The following is a 17,436-nucleotide window of genomic DNA, read 5'->3' as shown; positions in this document are numbered from 1 at the left end:
TCAGGTGGTGACCAGCTCGAGCGTGCCGAGGATCTGCCAGAAGCGTTCCTCGGACTCGGGACCCGCCGGGCCGTCGTAGCTCACCGACACGTAGCCGCCGTCGGCCAGGCGGATCTCCGCGAACCCGCCGAGCGTGCCCGGGTAGGCCGGATCCTCGTTCAGCCTGACGACCGCTCGGCCCACACCCGGGAGGTCGAGGCGGTATCCCCCGACCGGGATCTCGCCGAGCCCGGAGACGCCCGGCTCGACCCGCCAGGCCTGCAGGTGCTCGCCCGGCTCGCCGTCCGACGGGGAGTTGAGGACGATCTCGCCGCTGTCGAAGCCGCCACCCGGGTCGGCCCAGTCCGGCGGCACCCGCAGGCGGAAGCCGGTGGCCTCCGCCACCGCCCAGTCCTCCGGGACCTCCGGCGCGCCGTCGACGAGCGGCCGGGCGTCCGTCAGGTCCTCGTAGGTGGGCAGGTCGTCGGCCTCGGCCGTGAACTCCAAGTTCCCGGCGATCGTGCGCACGATGCGTTCGCCGTCCTCCCCTGCCGGGACGCGCACGTCGATGGAGTAGGTGCGGCCTCCGGCCCGCCGGACCTCGATCCAGGCGTGGAGCGTCTCGTCCTGCCGATCCAGCTCCGCACCCGCCCGGTCGGCGCCTGGCGGCGGGTCGAAGGGGTACGTGTAGCCGAACTCGCCGTCCGGATCCTGGGTGGTCGGCAACGCGGTGACCTGCAGCCGCAGCGTCCCGGAGCCGTCGTTCATCGACATGGCCGCCCCGCCGGCACTCGGAGCCGCGGGGCCGTCGCCGTCCACCCAGTCCCCCGGCGCGGCGAACTTCAGACCCAGGTGTTCCCGGACCTGCCATCCGGAGGGAAGCTCCCTGATGACGTCGAGCGTGCGCTCGTCGTCCTCGGGCATGGCCAGCACGCTCTCGTCGAAGGTGCGGTCGACCTGGACGGTGCCCACCAGCCGCTCGAACGTCTGCTCGGGCTCCGGCACGTCGGTCAGCACGAGCATGAGCCGCACCCTCCTGCCGGACTCCAGCTCGACGTCCAGTGCACCGTCGAAGTCACCCATGCCGCCCGCCGTCCCCCACGCGTACTCGGCCGACGCCGCGCCCGGCACCTGCGTGCCGACTACCTCGTCGTACATCTCGGACAGCGAGTGATCACTGCCGAGCGGCAAGGGCTGGACCAGCACCATGGAAGCCGCCGTGCTCCACTCCCCGTCCAAGTTCGGGTCGATGCCCCAGGCCGGGACGCCCATCGCCTCGAACGGCTCGAAGTCCGGCGGGACCGCGAACGTCAGCCCCGTCGCGGACACTCCGGTCCAGCCGTCCGGGACCTCGACAGGAGGCCATCCGCCCGGCAGGACCTGCCGTCCTGCCGCCGCCAGGCCGCCCACGGTCACGAGGGCCGCGACGGCGAGCGCCGCGACGCCGCCGATCACGCTGCGTCGCACCCGCTCGCGACGGATCGCCCGCTCGGCCATCGCCTCGCCGTCGATCCCGGCCACGGGTCCGACCTGGCCCGCTGCGTCGTGGATCAGCCTCACCAGGGTGTCGTCCTGCTCCTTCATCGCTGGGCCCCCTTCCGCGAGCTCGCGTCCTTCGTGGCCGTGACAGGTCGTTCCTCGCCGAGAATCTCCCGCAACCGGTCGAGGCCGCGCGAGGCGGCCGACTTCACGGCGCCGACGGTGATCTCCAGGTCCTCGGCCGTCTGCTTCTCGGTGCGGTCCAGCAGATACCGCAGGACGACGACGCGCCGTTGCCCGACCGGTAGCTGTCGCAGGGCCCTGACCAGCTCGTCGCGGTCGACGACGTGCTGCGTACCGTCCGACGTGGAATCCGGACGAAGGTCGGCAGGGGCCACCAGGACGTCCCGCTTGGTCCGCCGCCAGGAATCGATCCGGGCGGTGGCGATGACCTTCCGCGCGTAGGCGAACGGATCGCCGTCGCCCACCCTGTTCCAGGCCCGGTAGGTCCGTTCCAGGGCGAGCTGCACCAGGTCGGACGCACGATGCACGTCGCCGCACAGCAGGTACGCGATGCGGGACAGCTCGGGCGACCGCTCCCTGGCGAACCGCGTGAACCGTTCGGCCCGCGTGCCCGTGGTCACCACGACGGCGCCAGGGTCACCCAGGACGGCCGCGTCGTCACTCACCACGTCCACCACCTCGCTCGTCGTCGCCTGCCTGCGCGCCCGTGGGCCGGCACGGCCGGGCTCTGTGTCATGGTCACGGCGCACAGACGCACGCGACACGAGGAAGGTTGCCTGGCGGACGTCGGGATGTCACCGAATTCGGTCTCGCGGCTCGTGCCTGCGGTCGGGTACGACGCTCGTCACAGATATCGATGCACGCCCCGGGCCCGTCACCTGGTAGTCTCGTTGCGGCCGTGAGGGGAGCATCACCTCCCCGCGAGCGGTCCCGCGCCTGTAGCTCAGTGGATAGAGCGTCTGCCTCCGGAGCAGAAGGTCGGGGGTTCGAATCCCTTCAGGCGCACCCATCACCAAAGGGCCTCTGATCAGCGCAAACACTGATCAGAGGCCCTTTGGCGTCTCCAGCGGCTCAGGCCCCCGGCGCCCTCGAACACCGACGGCGGACGGGCCCGGCCCGCGCGCATCGGCGGTCACGCGGTGACCGCCGCACCGTAGAGTCCCCTCGCCATGGACACCGCACTGGACCTCACGGCCCCCGTCATCGTCGGCGGCACCTTCGCCGCGCTCCTCATGGGCCTGTCCAAGACCGGCCTGCCGCCTCTCGGTGCCTTCGCCGCCGCCGTCATCGCCTCGGTGCTCCCGCCCGTGCCGGCGGCGGGCGTCGCGCTGCCGCTGCTCATCGTCGGCGACCTCGTCGCCGTCAGCAGCTACGGCCGCGACGTCCGCTGGCACATCCTGCGCGGCCTGATCCCCAGCGTGGCCGCCGGGATCGCGGTCGGCTTCGCCGCCCTGCTCTGGGCGCCGCCCGCCGTCAGCGCCCGGATCGTCGGAGCGCTGCTCCTCCTCGCCGGCCTGGGCGAGCTGGTACGCCAGTTGGCAGGACGCCGCCCGCCGTCGGGCCGCGTACCCAGCCCCACGGACGACGGCGAGGCAGAGCACAACCGCCCCCGCGACCGCATCACCCGCGCAACCCTGGGCGCCACCGCCGGCGTCTCGACCATGATCGCGAACGCCGGCGGCCCGCCCATGAGCCTGTACCTCCTGCGGGCCGGCGTCTCCCGGGCCGGCCTGCTCGGCACCGTCGCGCTCTTCTTCCTCACGGTGAACGTCGCCAAGCTGCCGTTCAGCGCCACGCTCGGGCTCGTCTCCGCCGACTCGCTGCGCATCTCCCTCGCGCTCCTGCCCGGCCTGGCCGCCGGGCTGCTGCTCGGCCGGTTCGTGGCGCACCGGATCTCGGGACCGGTGTTCAGCACCGTCGTCCTGGTCGCGACGGCGGCAGCAGGCGCGCGGCTCCTGCTGGGCTGACTGTGGCCTCCGGGGAGATCATCCGGGACGCCACCCCTGGCAAGCTCGCCGCCACTGATACCGCACCAACCGCGGCACAGCCAACCCACACCCCGCCGAACAGCAAGTTTCGGGTCTCTCCTGGCTCGCCCCCGTGCCGAACCGCAAGCTACGTGTCCACGACAGCCTCGAACCGAAAGCAATGAGTCCATGGGACCCTCCACGGACCCGTAACCCTCGGCTCGGCGACCACAACACGCGCAACTTGCGGTTCGGCCCCCGTAGCAGGGCTCATCCCAGCCGACACGAGCCACCGGAGACGAGCCACCGGGCACCCACCGACTACCCGGGTATCCGTCCGATCCTGACCGGCGCCGGGCTACCGATCCCATCCCAAGTGCCGCTAGTGTCCCGGTATGCCCGACGAGTCCGTGGACTTCTACCCGTCCCGTGCGCACGTCCTGATGCTCACCCTCGCGACCCTCGTGCTGGTTGTGCTCTGCGCGGTCGTCGCGCGCCTCGGCTTCGACGCCGCACAGACCAGCGGCTCACCGGTCGCACTGTTCACCGTGTCCGCGAGCGCGATCGGCGTCCTGGTCTTCACCGGCCTCGGGCTGATCGTGGTGCGCCGCCTCCTGCTCCCCGCCTGGCCCGTGCTCACGCTCGACGACGACGGCCTGACCGACTGGCTGCCGAACCTCGGCGTCGAGCAGGTGCTCTGGTCCGAGGTCACGGGTGTGCGCGAGACCCGGCTGGCCTTCCGGCGGGTGCTCGCCGTGGACGTCGCCGACCCGAAGGCGGTCGTCGTCCGGCAGCGCACGTTCGTGCGGCGCATCGCCGCGTCGGTCAACGCGCTGCTGGTGGGCACCCCGGTGGTCCTCAAGCCCGGGAGCATCGACACCCGCCCGGAGGAGCTGACGGCGGCGCTCACCGAGTTCGTGGCCGGCCACGCCCCCAGCGCACAGTCTGCGCCCGCGCCGGCACACCCCTCGCCCACACACCCCTCACCCGCACAGCCCGCACGGGCACAGCGGCCCGCGCCCGCACAGCAGCCCGCGCCGCCAAAGCCCACGGAATCAGTCGCCACGAAGCAGGTTGAGTAGACTTCTAGGATCATCTGCCGAGCAGGGCAAGGGACCTCCCATGAGCGACGATCGCTTCGACGGACCCGCCGCGGCCGACCTCGATCGCGGCTACGCCGACTTCGAGTTCGAGCGCCGGTTCTTCGCGCGCGACCTCCCGGCCGCGCTCCGGGACGCGCCTGCCCTCATCGTCCAGTCCTACTTCCTGGCCGACGACGGGTACGCCCTCCGCGTCCGCGTCCAGGCCGGTGACGTCGACGCCCACGTGGACGCCGACACCGACCCCGCCGCGGTGCTCCTCGAACATGCCGCCGACATCGACTTCGCGGCCGTCACGGTGAAGGGCCCCGCCATCGGCGGCACGCGCTACGAGGCGGAGCGCGAGCTGGACCCGAACGTCGGCGTCGAGCTGGTCCGCCGCGGCGGTGCGCCGATCGTCAAGACCCGGTACGCCGCGTGGCTCGGCGCGGACGGCTGGTCGATCGACGTGTTCGGCGGCGCCAACCACCCGCTCGTCGTGGCCGAGTGCGAGCGCTCCGGACCGGTCACCGAGCTGCAGATCCCGGACTTCTGCGTCACCGAGATCACCGACGACCGCCGGTTCTCCAACGAGTCGCTCGCCAACGAGCCCTACAGCGCGTGGGCGCCCTCGTTCGCCGCGGAGCTCGACGAGCACGGTCCGGTCTTCCGCCAGGACTTCGGGCCGAACACCCACCTGCGCCTCTGACCGCCTCTGACCAGGGCGGGCACTACCCGTGCCACTCGCCCTTCTCGATGACGCCGGAGACGAACTCCCAGTGCCACGGCTCGTACTTGCTGCCGCCGATCTGGGCCCACGCCGGGTTCTGCCAGCCGTAGGCGGGCGCGTTGGCCCAGAGCCAGGACAGGATCTCGCTGTCGCCGGTTTCCTTGCCGCACAGGTCGATCGCCAGGCCCCAGCCGTGCATCGACGTACCGGGTGAGGCGGCGTACCAGCCGCGCGACGCCTGGACCGCGTACTGGTCGTCCAGGGAGCGGTAGCTTGCCACGAGGCACAGCTCCCGGCCGAACGACGCGCGGAACGCCTCGTTGAGCGCGCTGAGCGACATCGCGGCGTCGGGCCGCAGGTACTCCCCCGGCTGCCACAGCTCGCACAGCGAGTGGTCGGCGAGCGCGCCGTTGCTCCCCTCGACCGGGGCGTCGACGTCGCAGTCCGGCAGGGGGCTGCGGTCGAGCGAGCGGCTGGCCGCCGACTCGGGCCGCGTGATGGCCTCGGCCCGCAGCACCGCCCCCGACGTCTCCGGCCGCTCCACCGGCTGCGTCACGAGGTCGAGCATCGACGGCCCCATGTCCGGCGCCTCGACGTCGAACGGGGTGTCACCCGGCTTGTCGGCGGCCTGCGTGAGCGGCGCCGCGATGGTCGCGGCGGCCAGCGTGCCGATCACGGTGGCCCGCGAGATGAAGCGCTGCCCCGCCGGCACGGTCGACGTCGGCTTGGTGGCCCTCGGCACGGCCCCGGTGACCAGCCGGTCGAACGACGTCGTCCTGCGCATCGCCTGGGCGTGCTGCTCCGCCTCGCGCCGGGCGCGGCGCGTCATGAGAGCGGGCTGCGTGGTCGTCACAGCCGTGGACTCCACAGGTCCTCCGTCGTCAGCTCGATCTCGATGTGTCCGCGGCCCCTCGCGTCGTATGTCGCCTGACCATAACCGGGGTTAGCGGGCGTGCCAACCCCGGCCTGTGGACGACGGCGCCGCTCAGCGGCGCTGCATGGCGTCACGCACCTCGCCGACGAGCTCCTCCAGGATGTCCTCGAGGAAGACGACGCCGAGCACCTCGCCCGCCGAGCCGTCGGCAGCGGTGCGCTCGACCCGCGCCAGGTGCGCGCCCGAGCGCTGCATGACGCGCAGGGCGTCCTCCACCTCGTCGTCGGGCGCGACGGCGGCAAGGGCGCGCACGCGCCAGACCGCCACCGGCTCGAAACGCGCGGGACCCGTGGCGTACAGGACGTCCTTGAGGTGCAGGTACCCGATCAGCTCGTTGTCCCCCGACCGCCGGGAGACCACGGGGAACCGGCTGAAGCCGTGCTTGGAGACGAGCCGCTCGACGTCGTCGGGCGTGCTCGTCTCGTCGACGGCGACCAGCTCGCCCACCGGCACCATGACGTCGCCCGCCGTGCGGTTGGAGAACTCGATGGCCCCCGTCAGGAGGCCCTGCTCGTCGCGCAGCACGCCCTCGGCCTGGGAGTGCTCGACGATGGACTGGACCTCCTCCGCGGTGAACGCCGAGGCGACCTCGTCCTTCGGCTCGACGCCCGCGAGCCGCACCGCATGGTTCGCTATCCAGTTCAGGCCCACGATGACCGGGCTCAGCGCGCGCCCGAGGAACACCAGCGGCGGCCCGAACCACATGACCGCCCGGTCCGGGCCGGCCACGGCGAGGTTCTTCGGCACCATCTCGCCGAGCACCACATGCAGGTACACCACCAGCGACAGCGCGATGACCAGGGCGATCGGGTGCGTGAGGTCCTCGCTCACGCCGATGTTGTGCAGCGGCCCCTCGAGCAGGTGCGCGATGGCGGGCTCCGCCACGATGCCGAGGCCCGTGGAGCAGACGGTCACGCCGAGCTGCGCGCAGGCGAGCATCAGCGACACGTGCTCCATCGCCCACAGGACGGTCACGGCGCGCCGGTCGCCCGCGGCGGCGCGCGGCTCGATGGCGCTGCGCCGCGCCGAGATGACGGCGAACTCCGCGCCCACGAAGAACGCGTTCCCCGCGAGCAGCACGAGGCCGATGACGAGTGCGGTGGTCGTGCTCATCGGCTCGCCCTCTTCTCGGTGCGGGTCCGGTCGGCACCGGCACCACCGCCGTCGGGCAGCGGGCGGACGCGGACGCGCTCGACGCGACGTCCGTCCATGGCCTCGACGCGCAGCATCACGCGCGCGCCGACGTGCCCGACGGTGACCTCGTCGCCGACGGCGGGCATGCGGCCCAGCTCCGCCATCACGAGGCCGCCGAGGGTCTCGTACGCGGCGCCCTCCGGGACCTCGATCCCGGTGTACTCGTCGAGCTCGTCCGGCCGGAGCACGCCCGGCACGATCCACGACCCGTCGGCCGCACGGGCCGCGCCCGCCCGCCGGGGGTCGTGCTCGTCCGCGACGTCGCCCACCAGCTCCTCGACGACGTCCTCCAGCGTCACGACGCCGGAGGTACCGCCGTACTCGTCGACGACGACGGCCATCTGCAGCCCGAACCCGCGCAGCTCGACGAGCAGGGCGCCGAGCCGCACCGTCTCCGGCACGCGGGGCGCGTCCACCATCAGCGCGGCGGCGGGCACCTCGGCACGCCGTTCGTGCGGTACGCCCACGGCGCGCCGCAGGTGCACCAGGCCGACGACGTCGTCCCGGTCCTCCCCGATCACCGGGAACCGGGAGTGGCCGGTGCGCCGGGCGAGCGCCACGACGTCGTCCGCCGTGGCGGAGCGGTCCACCACGGACATGCGCAGGCGGTCGGTCATGACGTCGCGCGCGCTGAGCGTGTCCAGCTCGATCGAGTTGGTCAGCAGCGTCGCGACGGACTCCTGGAGGGTGCCCTCCTCGGCCGAGCGGCGCACGAGCGAGGCGAGCTCTGACGCGGACCGCGCGCCCGACAGCTCCTCGCGCGGCTCGACGCCCAGGCGGCGCAGCAGCGCGTTCGCCGAACCGTTGAGCACGACGACGACCGGCTTGAACACCATCGTGAACACGCGCTGGGCAGGCACCACCAGCCGCGCGGTGGCCAGGGGCGCCGAGAGCGCGAAGTTCTTGGGGATCAGCTCGCCGCACAGCATGGAGAAGACGTTCACCAGGATGACGGCCAGCGCGCCGGCGAGCCCGGCGGAGACGGCGGTCGGCACCGACGCCGCGCCGAAGGCGGCCGACAGCAGGGAGTTCAGCGCGGGCTGTGCGGTGTAGCCGAGCAGGATGGTGGTCAGCGTGATGCCGACCTGGGCGGAGCTCAGCTCCGTGGAGAGGTGCCGCAGGGCGGTGCGCACGCTGCGGTCGCGCAGGCCCTGGCCGAGGGCCGGCTGGGCCGGGGCACGAGACGGTGGAGCAGACCTGGACCGGCCGGGTCTGTCGCCCTCCGAGTCGTCGGAGTCGCCGATCACGGCGGGGTCGAGGGTGACGAGGGAGAACTCCCCGGCCACGAAGACAGCAGTACCTGCTGTGAGGAGGACGCCCACGGCGACCATGATCCAGTCGCCGGTCATCTCGTGCTCCGGAGAGCGGTGGTGGGGTCCGGTATCTTCCAGGGTTTTCGGTCGCGATATCGCTCGATCATCGTGCGATAGATCGTAGCCGGAAGACGCCCCGGACCGCTGCCCACCTGCCCCGGATCGAGCCCGTTCGAGAGGGGCGCCGAGCGCGCCTGAGTCCGACTCTCAGGCTGGCTCCAGTGTCTTATCAGGCAGGTGCGGGCATGATTGACCTATGTCATCTGGTATTCCCCAGCCGTCTGGGGCCCCGCAGCAGCCCGGCACGGCCTCGGCCGCGGCCTCGACCGGTCAGCAGAGCGCGACCGTTCTCGTGGTGGAGGACGAGCCGACGATCGCCACCGCGATCGCCCAGCGGCTGTCCGCAGAGGGCTGGCGCGTGGAGGTGGCGCGCGACGGCCTGTCCGGCGTCGACGCCGCCTCCCGGCTGCGCCCCGACCTCGTGGTGCTCGACGTCATGCTGCCCGGCATCGACGGCCTCGAGGTCACCCGGCGCATCCAGGCGGACCATCCCGTCCCGATCCTGATGCTCACCGCACGGGACGACGAGACGGACATGCTCGTCGGGCTGGGCGTCGGCGCGGACGACTACATGACCAAGCCGTTCTCGATGCGCGAGCTGGTGGCGCGCATCAAGGCCCTGCTACGCCGGGTCGACCGCGCGGCGCAGGCGGCCGCCACCACCCCCGCCGACCCACCCATGACCATGGGCGACGTGACGGTGGACCGCGCCCAGCGCCGGGTCTACCGGGGCGGCGAGGAGGTTCACCTGACCCCTACGGAGTTCGAGCTGCTCGTCATGCTGGCCGGCTCCCCGAAGACGGTACTGACCCGCGAGCGCCTGCTCGCCGAGGTCTGGGACTGGGCGGACGCCAGCGGCACCCGCACCGTCGACTCGCACATCAAGGCGCTGCGCCGCAAGCTCGGCCCGGACCTGATCCGCACCGTGCACGGCGTCGGGTACGCATTCGAGCCGCCCGCGAACCCGTAACCGGGTGATCCGATGAGACCGCACGTGCCCCGCGTCCCCGACGTGCGGCCGCTCGACCCCCTGCGCTCCCTCAAGATCAAGCTCGGCGTGCTGGTGGCGGCCACCGTGACGGCCGCAGTACTCATCACCTGGCTCGGCCTCCAGGCCTCCCTGGGACCCAGCCGCACCTTCCCCCTGGCGATCATCCTGTCGCTGCTGGTCACCCAGATCCTGGCGCGCGGCATGACGTCGCCCCTGCGGGAGATCACCGAGGCCGTCCAGGCCATGGCCGACGGCGACTACACGCGCCGGGTGCGCGCGACCAGCAGCGACGAGGTGGGACAGCTCGCGCACGCCTTCAACCGCATGGCCGAGGACCTGGCCTCGGTGGAGCAGACGCGCCGCGACCTCATCGCGAACGTCTCGCACGAGCTGCGCACGCCCGTGGCGGCGCTGCAGGCGCAGCTCGAGAACATGGTCGACGGCGTGGTGCAACCCACTCCGGCCGCGCTGGAGCAGGCGCACGCGCAGACCGAGCGGCTCACGCGGCTGGTCACCTACCTGCTGGACCTCTCGCGGATCGAGGCGGGCGCCTCGGCGTTGAACGTGGGCGAGATCGCCGTAGGCGACTTCCTCGAGGACTGCGCGGAGGACCTGTCGATGGTCGACGCCGCGAAGGACCTGCGCTACGTCGTCGACGTCACGCCGGAGGACCTCGTCATCGAGGGGGACGCCGAACGGCTCCACCAGGTGGTCACCAACCTGCTGCAGAACGCGATCCGGCACTCGCCGCCCGGGGGCATCGTCCGGCTGGACGCCTATCCGGTGGACGGTACGGAGGGTGCCGACATCGTGCTGGAGGTCAGCGACGAGGGACCCGGTATCGCGGAGGCGGACCGGGAGCGGATCTTCCAGCGGTTCGTCCGCGGCACGGGGTCGGCGTCGGCGGGCGGCACCCGCGACAACAGCCGGAACGGCGCCGGCGAGCCGGCCAACGGCGCCTCGGGCGGCACGGCCGGGAGCACCGTCGGGTCGAGCGGCGGGACCGGGATCGGCCTCGCGATCGTCCGCTGGGCGGTCGAGCTGCACGGCGGGCACGTGCAGGTGGTCGACTCCGAGCGGGGCGCGACGATCCGGGTCACCCTTCCCGCGCGGGCGCACCCGGCGCCGGGGGTCACGACGACGCACACGGTCTGAGTGGAACGTCGGAGCCGGAGGGTCCGGGCCGGAGGATCCGAGCCGGCTGAGCCGGCGGGTCCGAGCCGGAAACGGGACGAGCCGGAACGGGAACAGAGAAGCCTAGGGCCGCGGGCGGCCGAAGCGTGAGACGGAGTCGCGTGATTTCCGTCACAGACGCCAAAGGTTGTCCGCGCCGGGACAACCCCCGTAACGCGGGGTTGGGGACTTCCAGGCCGAACGTTGCCGGGGTTTTGCTCTGGGTGCGGGAAACATGACGAACCATCTCCTTTGCCGCAGGAACGCGCCGCAACGCCCGTGTGGACAAGCCCACCGACGAGCCCGAAGGGCCTACCCTTGGAGTGTCCGAAAAACATTCGGGCTGCGCGCGCTGCGGCAAGGTGGCGCGCAACGAACGCAACTGTGGTGAAGGTGGGCGATCCGCGCGTGTCCCCTAAGGCTGGTTCAGAGTCGATCAGCGTGGCGAGCTCGTCATTCGGAGCCAACGAATGGCTTGTGGACGAGCTCTACCAGCAGTACCTGAAGGACAAGAACGCGGTGGACCCCGCGTGGTGGGACTTCTTCGCCGACTACACCCCTGGCGAGAACGGCTCCGCCAAGGACGGCGCTCCCGCGCCCGCCCCCGCTCCGGCCGCGTCGGCGCCCGCTGCGCCCGCCCCGGCCGCCCCCGCGGCCACTACCCCGGCGGCGGCCCCCACCCAGCAGGCCGCGACTCCCGTGACCGGCGGCACGGCTGCCTCGGAGGCCGAGCAGCCCGTGCGCGAGAAGGCGCTGCCGGCCGACCCGAAGGTCAACCCGGCCAACCCCATCGCCATGCCGCCCACGGCGGACTACGCGGACACGTTCGAGCGCCCCGTCGCCCACCCGGACGCCGTCGACGACATCCAGAAGCTGCGCGGCCCCGCCGCACGCGTGGTCACGAACATGGAGTCCTCGCTCGAGGTCCCCACCGCCACGTCGGTGCGCGCCGTGCCCGCCAAGCTGATGGTCGACAACCGCATCGTCATCAACAACCACCTCAAGCGCGGCCGCGGCGGCAAGATATCGTTCACGCACCTCATCGGCTTCGCGCTGGTCGAGGCGCTGACCGACATGCCGGTCATGAACGCGCACTACGAGCCGGTGGACAGCAAGCCGGGCGTGAACCAGCCGGCCCACGTCGGCTTCGGGCTCGCGATCGACCTGGCCAAGCCGGACGGCTCGCGCCAGCTCCTGGTGCCGAGCATCAAGAAGGCCGAGGAGCTCGACTTCGCCGAGTTCTGGGCGGCCTATGAAGAGCTGGTCCGCAAGGCACGCGGCGGCAAGCTCGGCGTGCCCGACTTCCAGGGCACCACGATCTCGCTGACCAACCCGGGCGGCATCGGCACCGTGCACTCGGTGCCGCGCCTCATGCAGGGCCAGGGCACGATCGTCGGCGTCGGCGCCATGGACTACCCGGCGGAGTTCGCCGGCGCGTCCGAGGAGCAGCTCGCCCGGATGGGCATCTCGAAGGTCATGACGCTGACGTCGACCTACGACCACCGCATCATCCAGGGCGCACAGTCCGGCGAGTTCCTCAAGGTCATCGCCGAGAAGCTGCTCGGCCTGGACGGCTTCTACGACCGCGTCTTCGCGGCGCTGCGCGTGCCGTACGAGCCCGTCCGCTGGGTGCGCGACAACACGGTGGACGCGGAGGTCGAGGCCGCGAAGCCGGCCAAGATCGCCGAGGTCATCCAGTCGTACCGCTCGCGCGGCCACCTCATGGCGGACACCGACCCGCTCGCCTACCGCCAGCGCAAGCACCCCGACCTGGACATCCAGAACCACGGCCTCACGCTGTGGGACCTGGACCGCACCTTCCCGACGGGCGGCTTCGGTCCCAAGCCCAAGGCGACGCTGCGCGACATCCTCGGCCTGCTGCGCGACTCGTACTGCCGCACCATCGGCATCGAGTACATGCACATCGCCGACCCGGCCCAGCGCAAGTGGCTCCAGGAGCGCCTGGAGGCCGGCTACGCCAAGACGCCGCGCGAGGACCAGCTCCGCATCCTGCGCCGCCTCAACTCGGCCGAGGCGTTCGAGACCTTCCTGCAGACCAAGTTCGTGGGCCAGAAGCGCTTCTCGCTGGAGGGCGGCGAGTCCCTGATCCCGCTGCTCGACGCGATCCTGTCGAAGGCAGCGGAGGGCGGGCTCGACGAGGTCGGCATCGGCATGGCCCACCGCGGCCGGCTCAACGTGCTGGCGAACATCGCGGGCAAGAGCTACGGCCAGATCTTCAAGGAGTTCGAGGGCCAGCTCGACCCGAAGAGCGTCCAGGGCTCCGGCGACGTGAAGTACCACCTCGGCACCGAGGGCACGTTCACCTCCGAGTCCGGCGCCACCACGCGGGTCTACCTCGCGGCCAACCCGTCGCACCTGGAGGCCGTCGACCCGGTCCTCGAAGGCATCGTCCGGGCCAAGCAGGACCGCATCGACCTCGGCGGCGACGGCTTCTCCGTGCTGCCGATCCTGGTGCACGGCGATGCGGCGTTCGCGGGCCAGGGCGTGGTGCCTGAGGTGCTGAACCTGTCGCAGCTGCGCGGGTACCGCACCGGCGGCACCATCCACGTCGTCGTGAACAACCAGGTCGGCTTCACCACCGGCCCGATGGCGTCCCGCTCGACCACGTACGCGACCGACGTCGCCAAGGGCTACCAGGTCCCCGTGATGCACGTGAACGGCGACGACCCCGAGGCCGTCGTGCGGACCGCCGAGCTCGCCTTCGCGTTCCGCGAGCAGTTCGGCCAGGACGTCATCATCGACCTCATCTGCTACCGGCGCCGCGGGCACAACGAGGGCGACGACCCGTCGATGACGCAGCCGCTCATGTACAACCTCATCGAGACCAAGCGCTCGGTGCGCAAGCTTTACACCGAGAACCTGGTCGCGCGCGGTGACATCACCGTCGAGGAGGCCGAGCACGCGCTGCAGGACTACCAGTCCCAGCTCGAGCGGGTGTTCACCGAGACCAAGTCCGGCTTCACGCCCGCCCCGCAGACGGAGCACCTCGCCGGCCTGGAGCGTCCGGAGTCCCAGCGGCAGGACGCCGGCACGATGGTCGGCTGGCAGACGGCGATCTCGCACGACACACTGCAGCGCGTCGGCGACGTGCACACCACGCCGCCGGAGGGCTTCACCGTCCACCCCAAGCTCGCGCAGCTCCTGGAGAAGCGCCAGCTCATGGCCAAGGACGGCGGCATCGACTGGGGCTTCGGCGAGCTCGCGGCGTTCGGCTCGCTGCTCATGGAGGGCACCCCGGTGCGCCTGGCCGGCCAGGACTCCCGCCGCGGCACGTTCGTCCAGCGGCACGCCGTGCTCCACGACCGGGAGACCGGCGCCGAGTGGACCCCGCTGCTGTACCTCGCGGGCGACCAGGCCAAGTTCTGGGTCTACGACTCCTCGCTGTCGGAGTACGCGGCGCTCGGCTTCGAGTACGGCTACTCCGTGGAGCGCCCGGACGCCCTCGTGCTGTGGGAGGCGCAGTTCGGCGACTTCGTCAACGGCGCCCAGACGGTGATCGACGAGTTCATCTCGTCCGCCGAGCAGAAGTGGGGCCAGTCGTCGTCGGTGGTCATGCTGCTGCCGCACGGCTACGAGGGCCAGGGGCCGGACCACTCGTCCGCGCGGATCGAGCGGTTCCTCCAGCTCTGCGCCGAGGACAACATCACGGTCGCGCAGCCGTCCACCCCGGCGTCGTACTTCCACCTGCTGCGCCGGCAGGCCTACGCCCGCCCGCGCCGTCCGATGGTGGTGCTGACGCCGAAGCAGCTCCTGCGCCTCAAGGCGGCGGCGTCCTCGGTGGAGGACTTCACCTCCGGCACGTTCCGCGAGGTGCTGCCGGACACGACGGCGGACCCGGCCAAGGTCAACCGCGTGCTCCTGTGCACCGGCCGCGTGTACTACGACCTGCTCGCCGAGCGCACCAAGCGCGGCGACGACGGCGTTGCGATCGTCCGGCTCGAGCAGCTCTACCCGTTCCCGGAGGAGCAGCTCCGCGCGGAGATCGCCAAGTACGGCGACGCCGAGATCGTCTGGGTGCAGGACGAGCCGCAGAACCAGGGCGCATGGGGCTTCATCCACCTGGCGCTGCCGTTGGACGTGCCGTACGTCAAGGTGGTCTCCCGCCCGGCGTCGGCCTCGACGGCGGCCGGTACGGCCAAGCTGCACCAGGCCCAGCAGAAGACGCTGATCGAGCAGGCCTTCACCCGGGGCTGACGCTCCGCGCACGCGAGAGGGCGGGTTGTCCGGATCCGGACAACCCGCCCTCTCGCGTGTCACTGGTGAGCGAGCCTCACCACTTGTCGTGGACGTGCTCCTTGACCATGTCCTCGTAGATCTCCCGCACGCCCGACATGAACAGCGGGCCCAGCGTCGCGGCCGAGCCGGCGGCCGCGTTGGCCCGGGCCTGCTCCACGTTGCGCGCCCCGGGGATCACGGACGACACGCCCGGCCGCTGCCACGCCCAGGCGATCGCCGCCTGGGCCGGGGTCAGGGTGTCGCCCACGACCTCCTTGGCCAGCTCCGTGAACCGCGCCGCTGCCTCCAGCCCCACCTCGTAGGGCACGCCCGAGAACGTCTCGCCGACGTCGAAGGCCGCGCCGTCGCGGTTGAAGGTGCGGTGGTCGTTCTCCGCGAACACCGTCTCCTTGGTGTACCGCCCGGAGAGCAGGCCCGACGCGAGCGGCACGCGCGCGATGATGCCGACGCCGGCGGCCGAGGCGGCGGGCAGCACCTCCTCGAGCGGCTTGAGCCGGAACGCGTTGAGGATGATCTGCACGGTCGCGACGTTCGGGCGGGCGATCGCCTCGAGCGCCTCGGCGGTCTTCTCGACGCTCACGCCGTAGGCGGCGATCACGCCGTCGGACACGAGCTCGTCCAGCGCGTCGTACACGGCGTCGCTGGAGTAGACGGCGGTGGGCGGGCAGTGGAGCTGCACCAGGTCCAGCCGGTCCACGCCGAGGTTCTGCCGTGACCGGTCGGTCCACTCGCGGAAGTGCGTCAGCACGTAGTTCTCGGGCACCTGCTCCAGGCGGCGCCCCATCTTGGTGGCGACTGTGATCCCCGCGTCGGGGTGCTCCTTGAGGAAGGCACCGATCGCCTGCTCACTGCGGCCGTCACCGTAGACGTCCGCCGTGTCGAAAAAAGTTACGCCGGCCTCAAGCGAAGCCTCCAGGACAGCGCGGGCGTCGCCCTCGCTCACCTCTCCCCAGTCAGCGCCGAGCTGCCAGGTGCCCAGTCCCACGGCCGATACGAGCCGACCGGTCCGTCCGAGTACCTGCTGTTCCATCGTTCCTCCTGCTGCTGGGCGGGCAGACGTGCCCGCGCGGACCCGTCCTCGGGTCCAGTTCGTAGCGGGGTCGCTCCAAGGTGCGGGCAACCCAACCTCCTAGTCTGCCGTCTCACGCTACGTGGCGCAGGCGTAATTTGCCCTACGGTTACGGTGTGAGTGTGACGACAGAAATTCCTCCCGTTGCTGCCGCGAGGCCCCATCCTTCCGGGGACCAGTTCCGCATCAGCCACGAAGGCCCCGGCAAGGTACGGCACCGTGCGACCGTCACCCAGGTGGGTGCGGCGCTGCGAGAGTACTCGGTGGACGGGCGCGACGTCGTGGTGCCGTTCGGCGCCGACGAGATCAGCCCCGCGTTCAACGGCGCTGTCCTGATTCCCTGGCCCAACCGCCTGGCCGACGGCGCGTACGAGTACGACGGCGTGCCCCACCAGCTCCCCGTGAGCGAGCCGGCGCGCGGCACCGCGCTGCACGGCCTCGCGGCGTGGGAGCGCTGGTCGGTGGTGGAGCACACGGGTTCCGCCGTGACACTCGAGCTCGAGCTCGTGGCCCGCCCGGGCTACCCGTTCCAGCTCGTCGCGCAGGCGCGCTACGCCCTGTCCGACGCCGGCCTGGAGGTCACCCTCGACGTCACCAACGTCGGGTCGAGCACCGCGCCCTACGGCTGCGGGTTCCACCCGTGGCTGTCCACCGGCGGCGCCGACCTGGACGAGTGCACGGTCCGGCTCGACGCCGCGACCCGCGTCACGACCGACGAGCGGCTCCTGCCGACCGGCACCGAGCCGGCGTCGGGCAGCTACGACCTGCGCGAGCCGCGCAGCGCGGCCGGCCTGGACCTCGACGACGCGTACGTCGACGTCGTGCGGGACGGCGACGGCCTGTCCTGGGCCCACCTGACCGGCCCCGACGGCCGCACGGCGGCGGTCTGGATGGACGGGTCGCAGGACGTGTGGCAGGTCTGCACGGGCGACCACATCCCGCGGGAGCACCGCCGCATGGGCCTGGCCGCCGAGCCCATGACCTGCGTCGCCGACGCGTTCCGCACGGGCGAACGGCTCGTGCACCTCGCGCCCGGTGAGCACCACGGCGTCCGCTGGGGGATGACCCTGCTCTGATCTGACAGCGCCGCGGTGTCGGCGCGTTGTCGGGATCGGCCACGGTCCGTGCACCACAATGGGAAACCGGCCGTCCGCCAAGCTGCCAGGAACAGGCCGGTAACAGGCAAG

13 protein-coding genes and 1 tRNA gene are annotated in these 17,436 nt (G+C 71.8%); 8 read left to right on the top strand and 6 right to left on the bottom strand.

The window, feature by feature from the left end; translation table 11 throughout:
• Complete coding sequence (locus AC0QU1_RS06620; protein WP_483575319.1) at positions 1-1,563, bottom strand: hypothetical protein; 1,563 nt, start codon at positions 1,561-1,563, stop codon at positions 1-3.
• Positions 1,560-2,147 carry a SigE family RNA polymerase sigma factor gene (locus tag AC0QU1_RS06615; protein ID WP_483616416.1) on the bottom strand — a complete coding sequence of 196 codons (588 nt, stop codon included), beginning with the start codon at positions 2,145-2,147 and terminating at the stop codon, positions 1,560-1,562. Before AC0QU1_RS06615 ends, AC0QU1_RS06620 begins: the two co-directional genes overlap by 4 nt.
• Positions 2,148-2,414: 267 nt before the next feature.
• Between AC0QU1_RS06615 and AC0QU1_RS06610 the strand changes: the two genes are divergently transcribed.
• The 4 genes from AC0QU1_RS06610 (at position 2,415) to AC0QU1_RS06595 (ending at position 5,237) form a co-directional block, all read left to right on the top strand.
• Positions 2,415-2,487 (top strand) — tRNA-Arg (locus AC0QU1_RS06610).
• A gap of 164 nt (positions 2,488-2,651) precedes the next feature.
• The gene (locus AC0QU1_RS06605) at positions 2,652-3,449 is read left to right on the top strand and encodes a TSUP family transporter (RefSeq protein ID WP_483575317.1); all 798 of its coding nucleotides are present in this window, start codon (positions 2,652-2,654) and stop codon (positions 3,447-3,449) included.
• A 395-nt stretch (positions 3,450-3,844) separates the two neighbouring features.
• Positions 3,845-4,531, top strand: a complete 687-nt coding sequence (locus AC0QU1_RS06600; RefSeq protein ID WP_483575315.1) for an STM3941 family protein — start codon at positions 3,845-3,847, stop codon at positions 4,529-4,531.
• 40 nt (positions 4,532-4,571) lie between these two features.
• Positions 4,572-5,237 (top strand): CYTH domain-containing protein, encoded by a 666-nt coding sequence (locus AC0QU1_RS06595; RefSeq protein ID WP_483575314.1) that lies wholly within the window; start codon positions 4,572-4,574, stop codon positions 5,235-5,237.
• A 22-nt stretch (positions 5,238-5,259) separates the two neighbouring features.
• Here the strand turns inward: AC0QU1_RS06595 and AC0QU1_RS06590 are convergent, their stop codons facing one another.
• The 3 genes from AC0QU1_RS06590 to AC0QU1_RS06580 form a co-directional block, all read right to left on the bottom strand.
• Positions 5,260-6,126 carry a M15 family metallopeptidase gene (locus AC0QU1_RS06590; protein WP_483575313.1) on the bottom strand — a complete coding sequence of 289 codons (867 nt, stop codon included), beginning with the start codon at positions 6,124-6,126 and terminating at the stop codon, positions 5,260-5,262.
• A 117-nt stretch (positions 6,127-6,243) separates the two neighbouring features.
• Positions 6,244-7,305 carry a hemolysin family protein gene (locus AC0QU1_RS06585; RefSeq protein ID WP_483575311.1) on the bottom strand — a complete coding sequence of 354 codons (1,062 nt, stop codon included), beginning with the start codon at positions 7,303-7,305 and terminating at the stop codon, positions 6,244-6,246.
• The gene (locus tag AC0QU1_RS06580) at positions 7,302-8,735 is read right to left on the bottom strand and encodes a hemolysin family protein (RefSeq protein ID WP_483575310.1); all 1,434 of its coding nucleotides are present in this window, start codon (positions 8,733-8,735) and stop codon (positions 7,302-7,304) included. Before AC0QU1_RS06580 ends, AC0QU1_RS06585 begins: the two co-directional genes overlap by 4 nt.
• Positions 8,736-8,955: 220 nt before the next feature.
• Here AC0QU1_RS06580 and AC0QU1_RS06575 point away from each other — a divergent pair, with 220 nt between their 5' ends.
• The 3 genes from AC0QU1_RS06575 to AC0QU1_RS06565 all read left to right on the top strand — a co-directional run bounded on the left by AC0QU1_RS06575 (position 8,956) and on the right by AC0QU1_RS06565 (position 15,138).
• Positions 8,956-9,729 carry a response regulator transcription factor gene (locus AC0QU1_RS06575; RefSeq protein WP_483575309.1) on the top strand — a complete coding sequence of 258 codons (774 nt, stop codon included), beginning with the start codon at positions 8,956-8,958 and terminating at the stop codon, positions 9,727-9,729.
• 12 nt (positions 9,730-9,741) lie between these two features.
• Positions 9,742-10,905 (top strand): sensor histidine kinase, encoded by a 1,164-nt coding sequence (locus AC0QU1_RS06570; protein WP_483575307.1) that lies wholly within the window; start codon positions 9,742-9,744, stop codon positions 10,903-10,905.
• Between the two features lie 426 nt (positions 10,906-11,331).
• The gene (locus AC0QU1_RS06565; protein WP_483575305.1) at positions 11,332-15,138 is read left to right on the top strand and encodes a multifunctional oxoglutarate decarboxylase/oxoglutarate dehydrogenase thiamine pyrophosphate-binding subunit/dihydrolipoyllysine-residue succinyltransferase subunit; all 3,807 of its coding nucleotides are present in this window, start codon (positions 11,332-11,334) and stop codon (positions 15,136-15,138) included.
• Positions 15,139-15,214: 76 nt separating this feature from the next.
• Here the strand turns inward: AC0QU1_RS06565 and AC0QU1_RS06560 are convergent, their stop codons facing one another.
• Positions 15,215-16,210: an aldo/keto reductase gene (locus tag AC0QU1_RS06560; RefSeq protein ID WP_483575303.1), complete on the bottom strand. Its 996-nt coding sequence runs from the start codon at positions 16,208-16,210 to the stop codon at positions 15,215-15,217.
• 155 nt (positions 16,211-16,365) lie between these two features.
• On the opposite strand from AC0QU1_RS06560, the gene AC0QU1_RS06555 reads away from it, so the two are divergent.
• On the top strand, positions 16,366-17,325 hold the full coding sequence (locus AC0QU1_RS06555; protein WP_483575301.1) for an aldose 1-epimerase family protein: 960 nt from the start codon (positions 16,366-16,368) through the stop codon (positions 17,323-17,325).
• Positions 17,326-17,436: the final 111 nt, after the last annotated feature.

It is taken from the genome of Promicromonospora noduliphila (assembly GCF_056951025.1).
The sequence above is the reverse complement of the archived record's forward strand: the minus strand, read 5'-3'. Positions and strand labels throughout refer to the sequence as shown.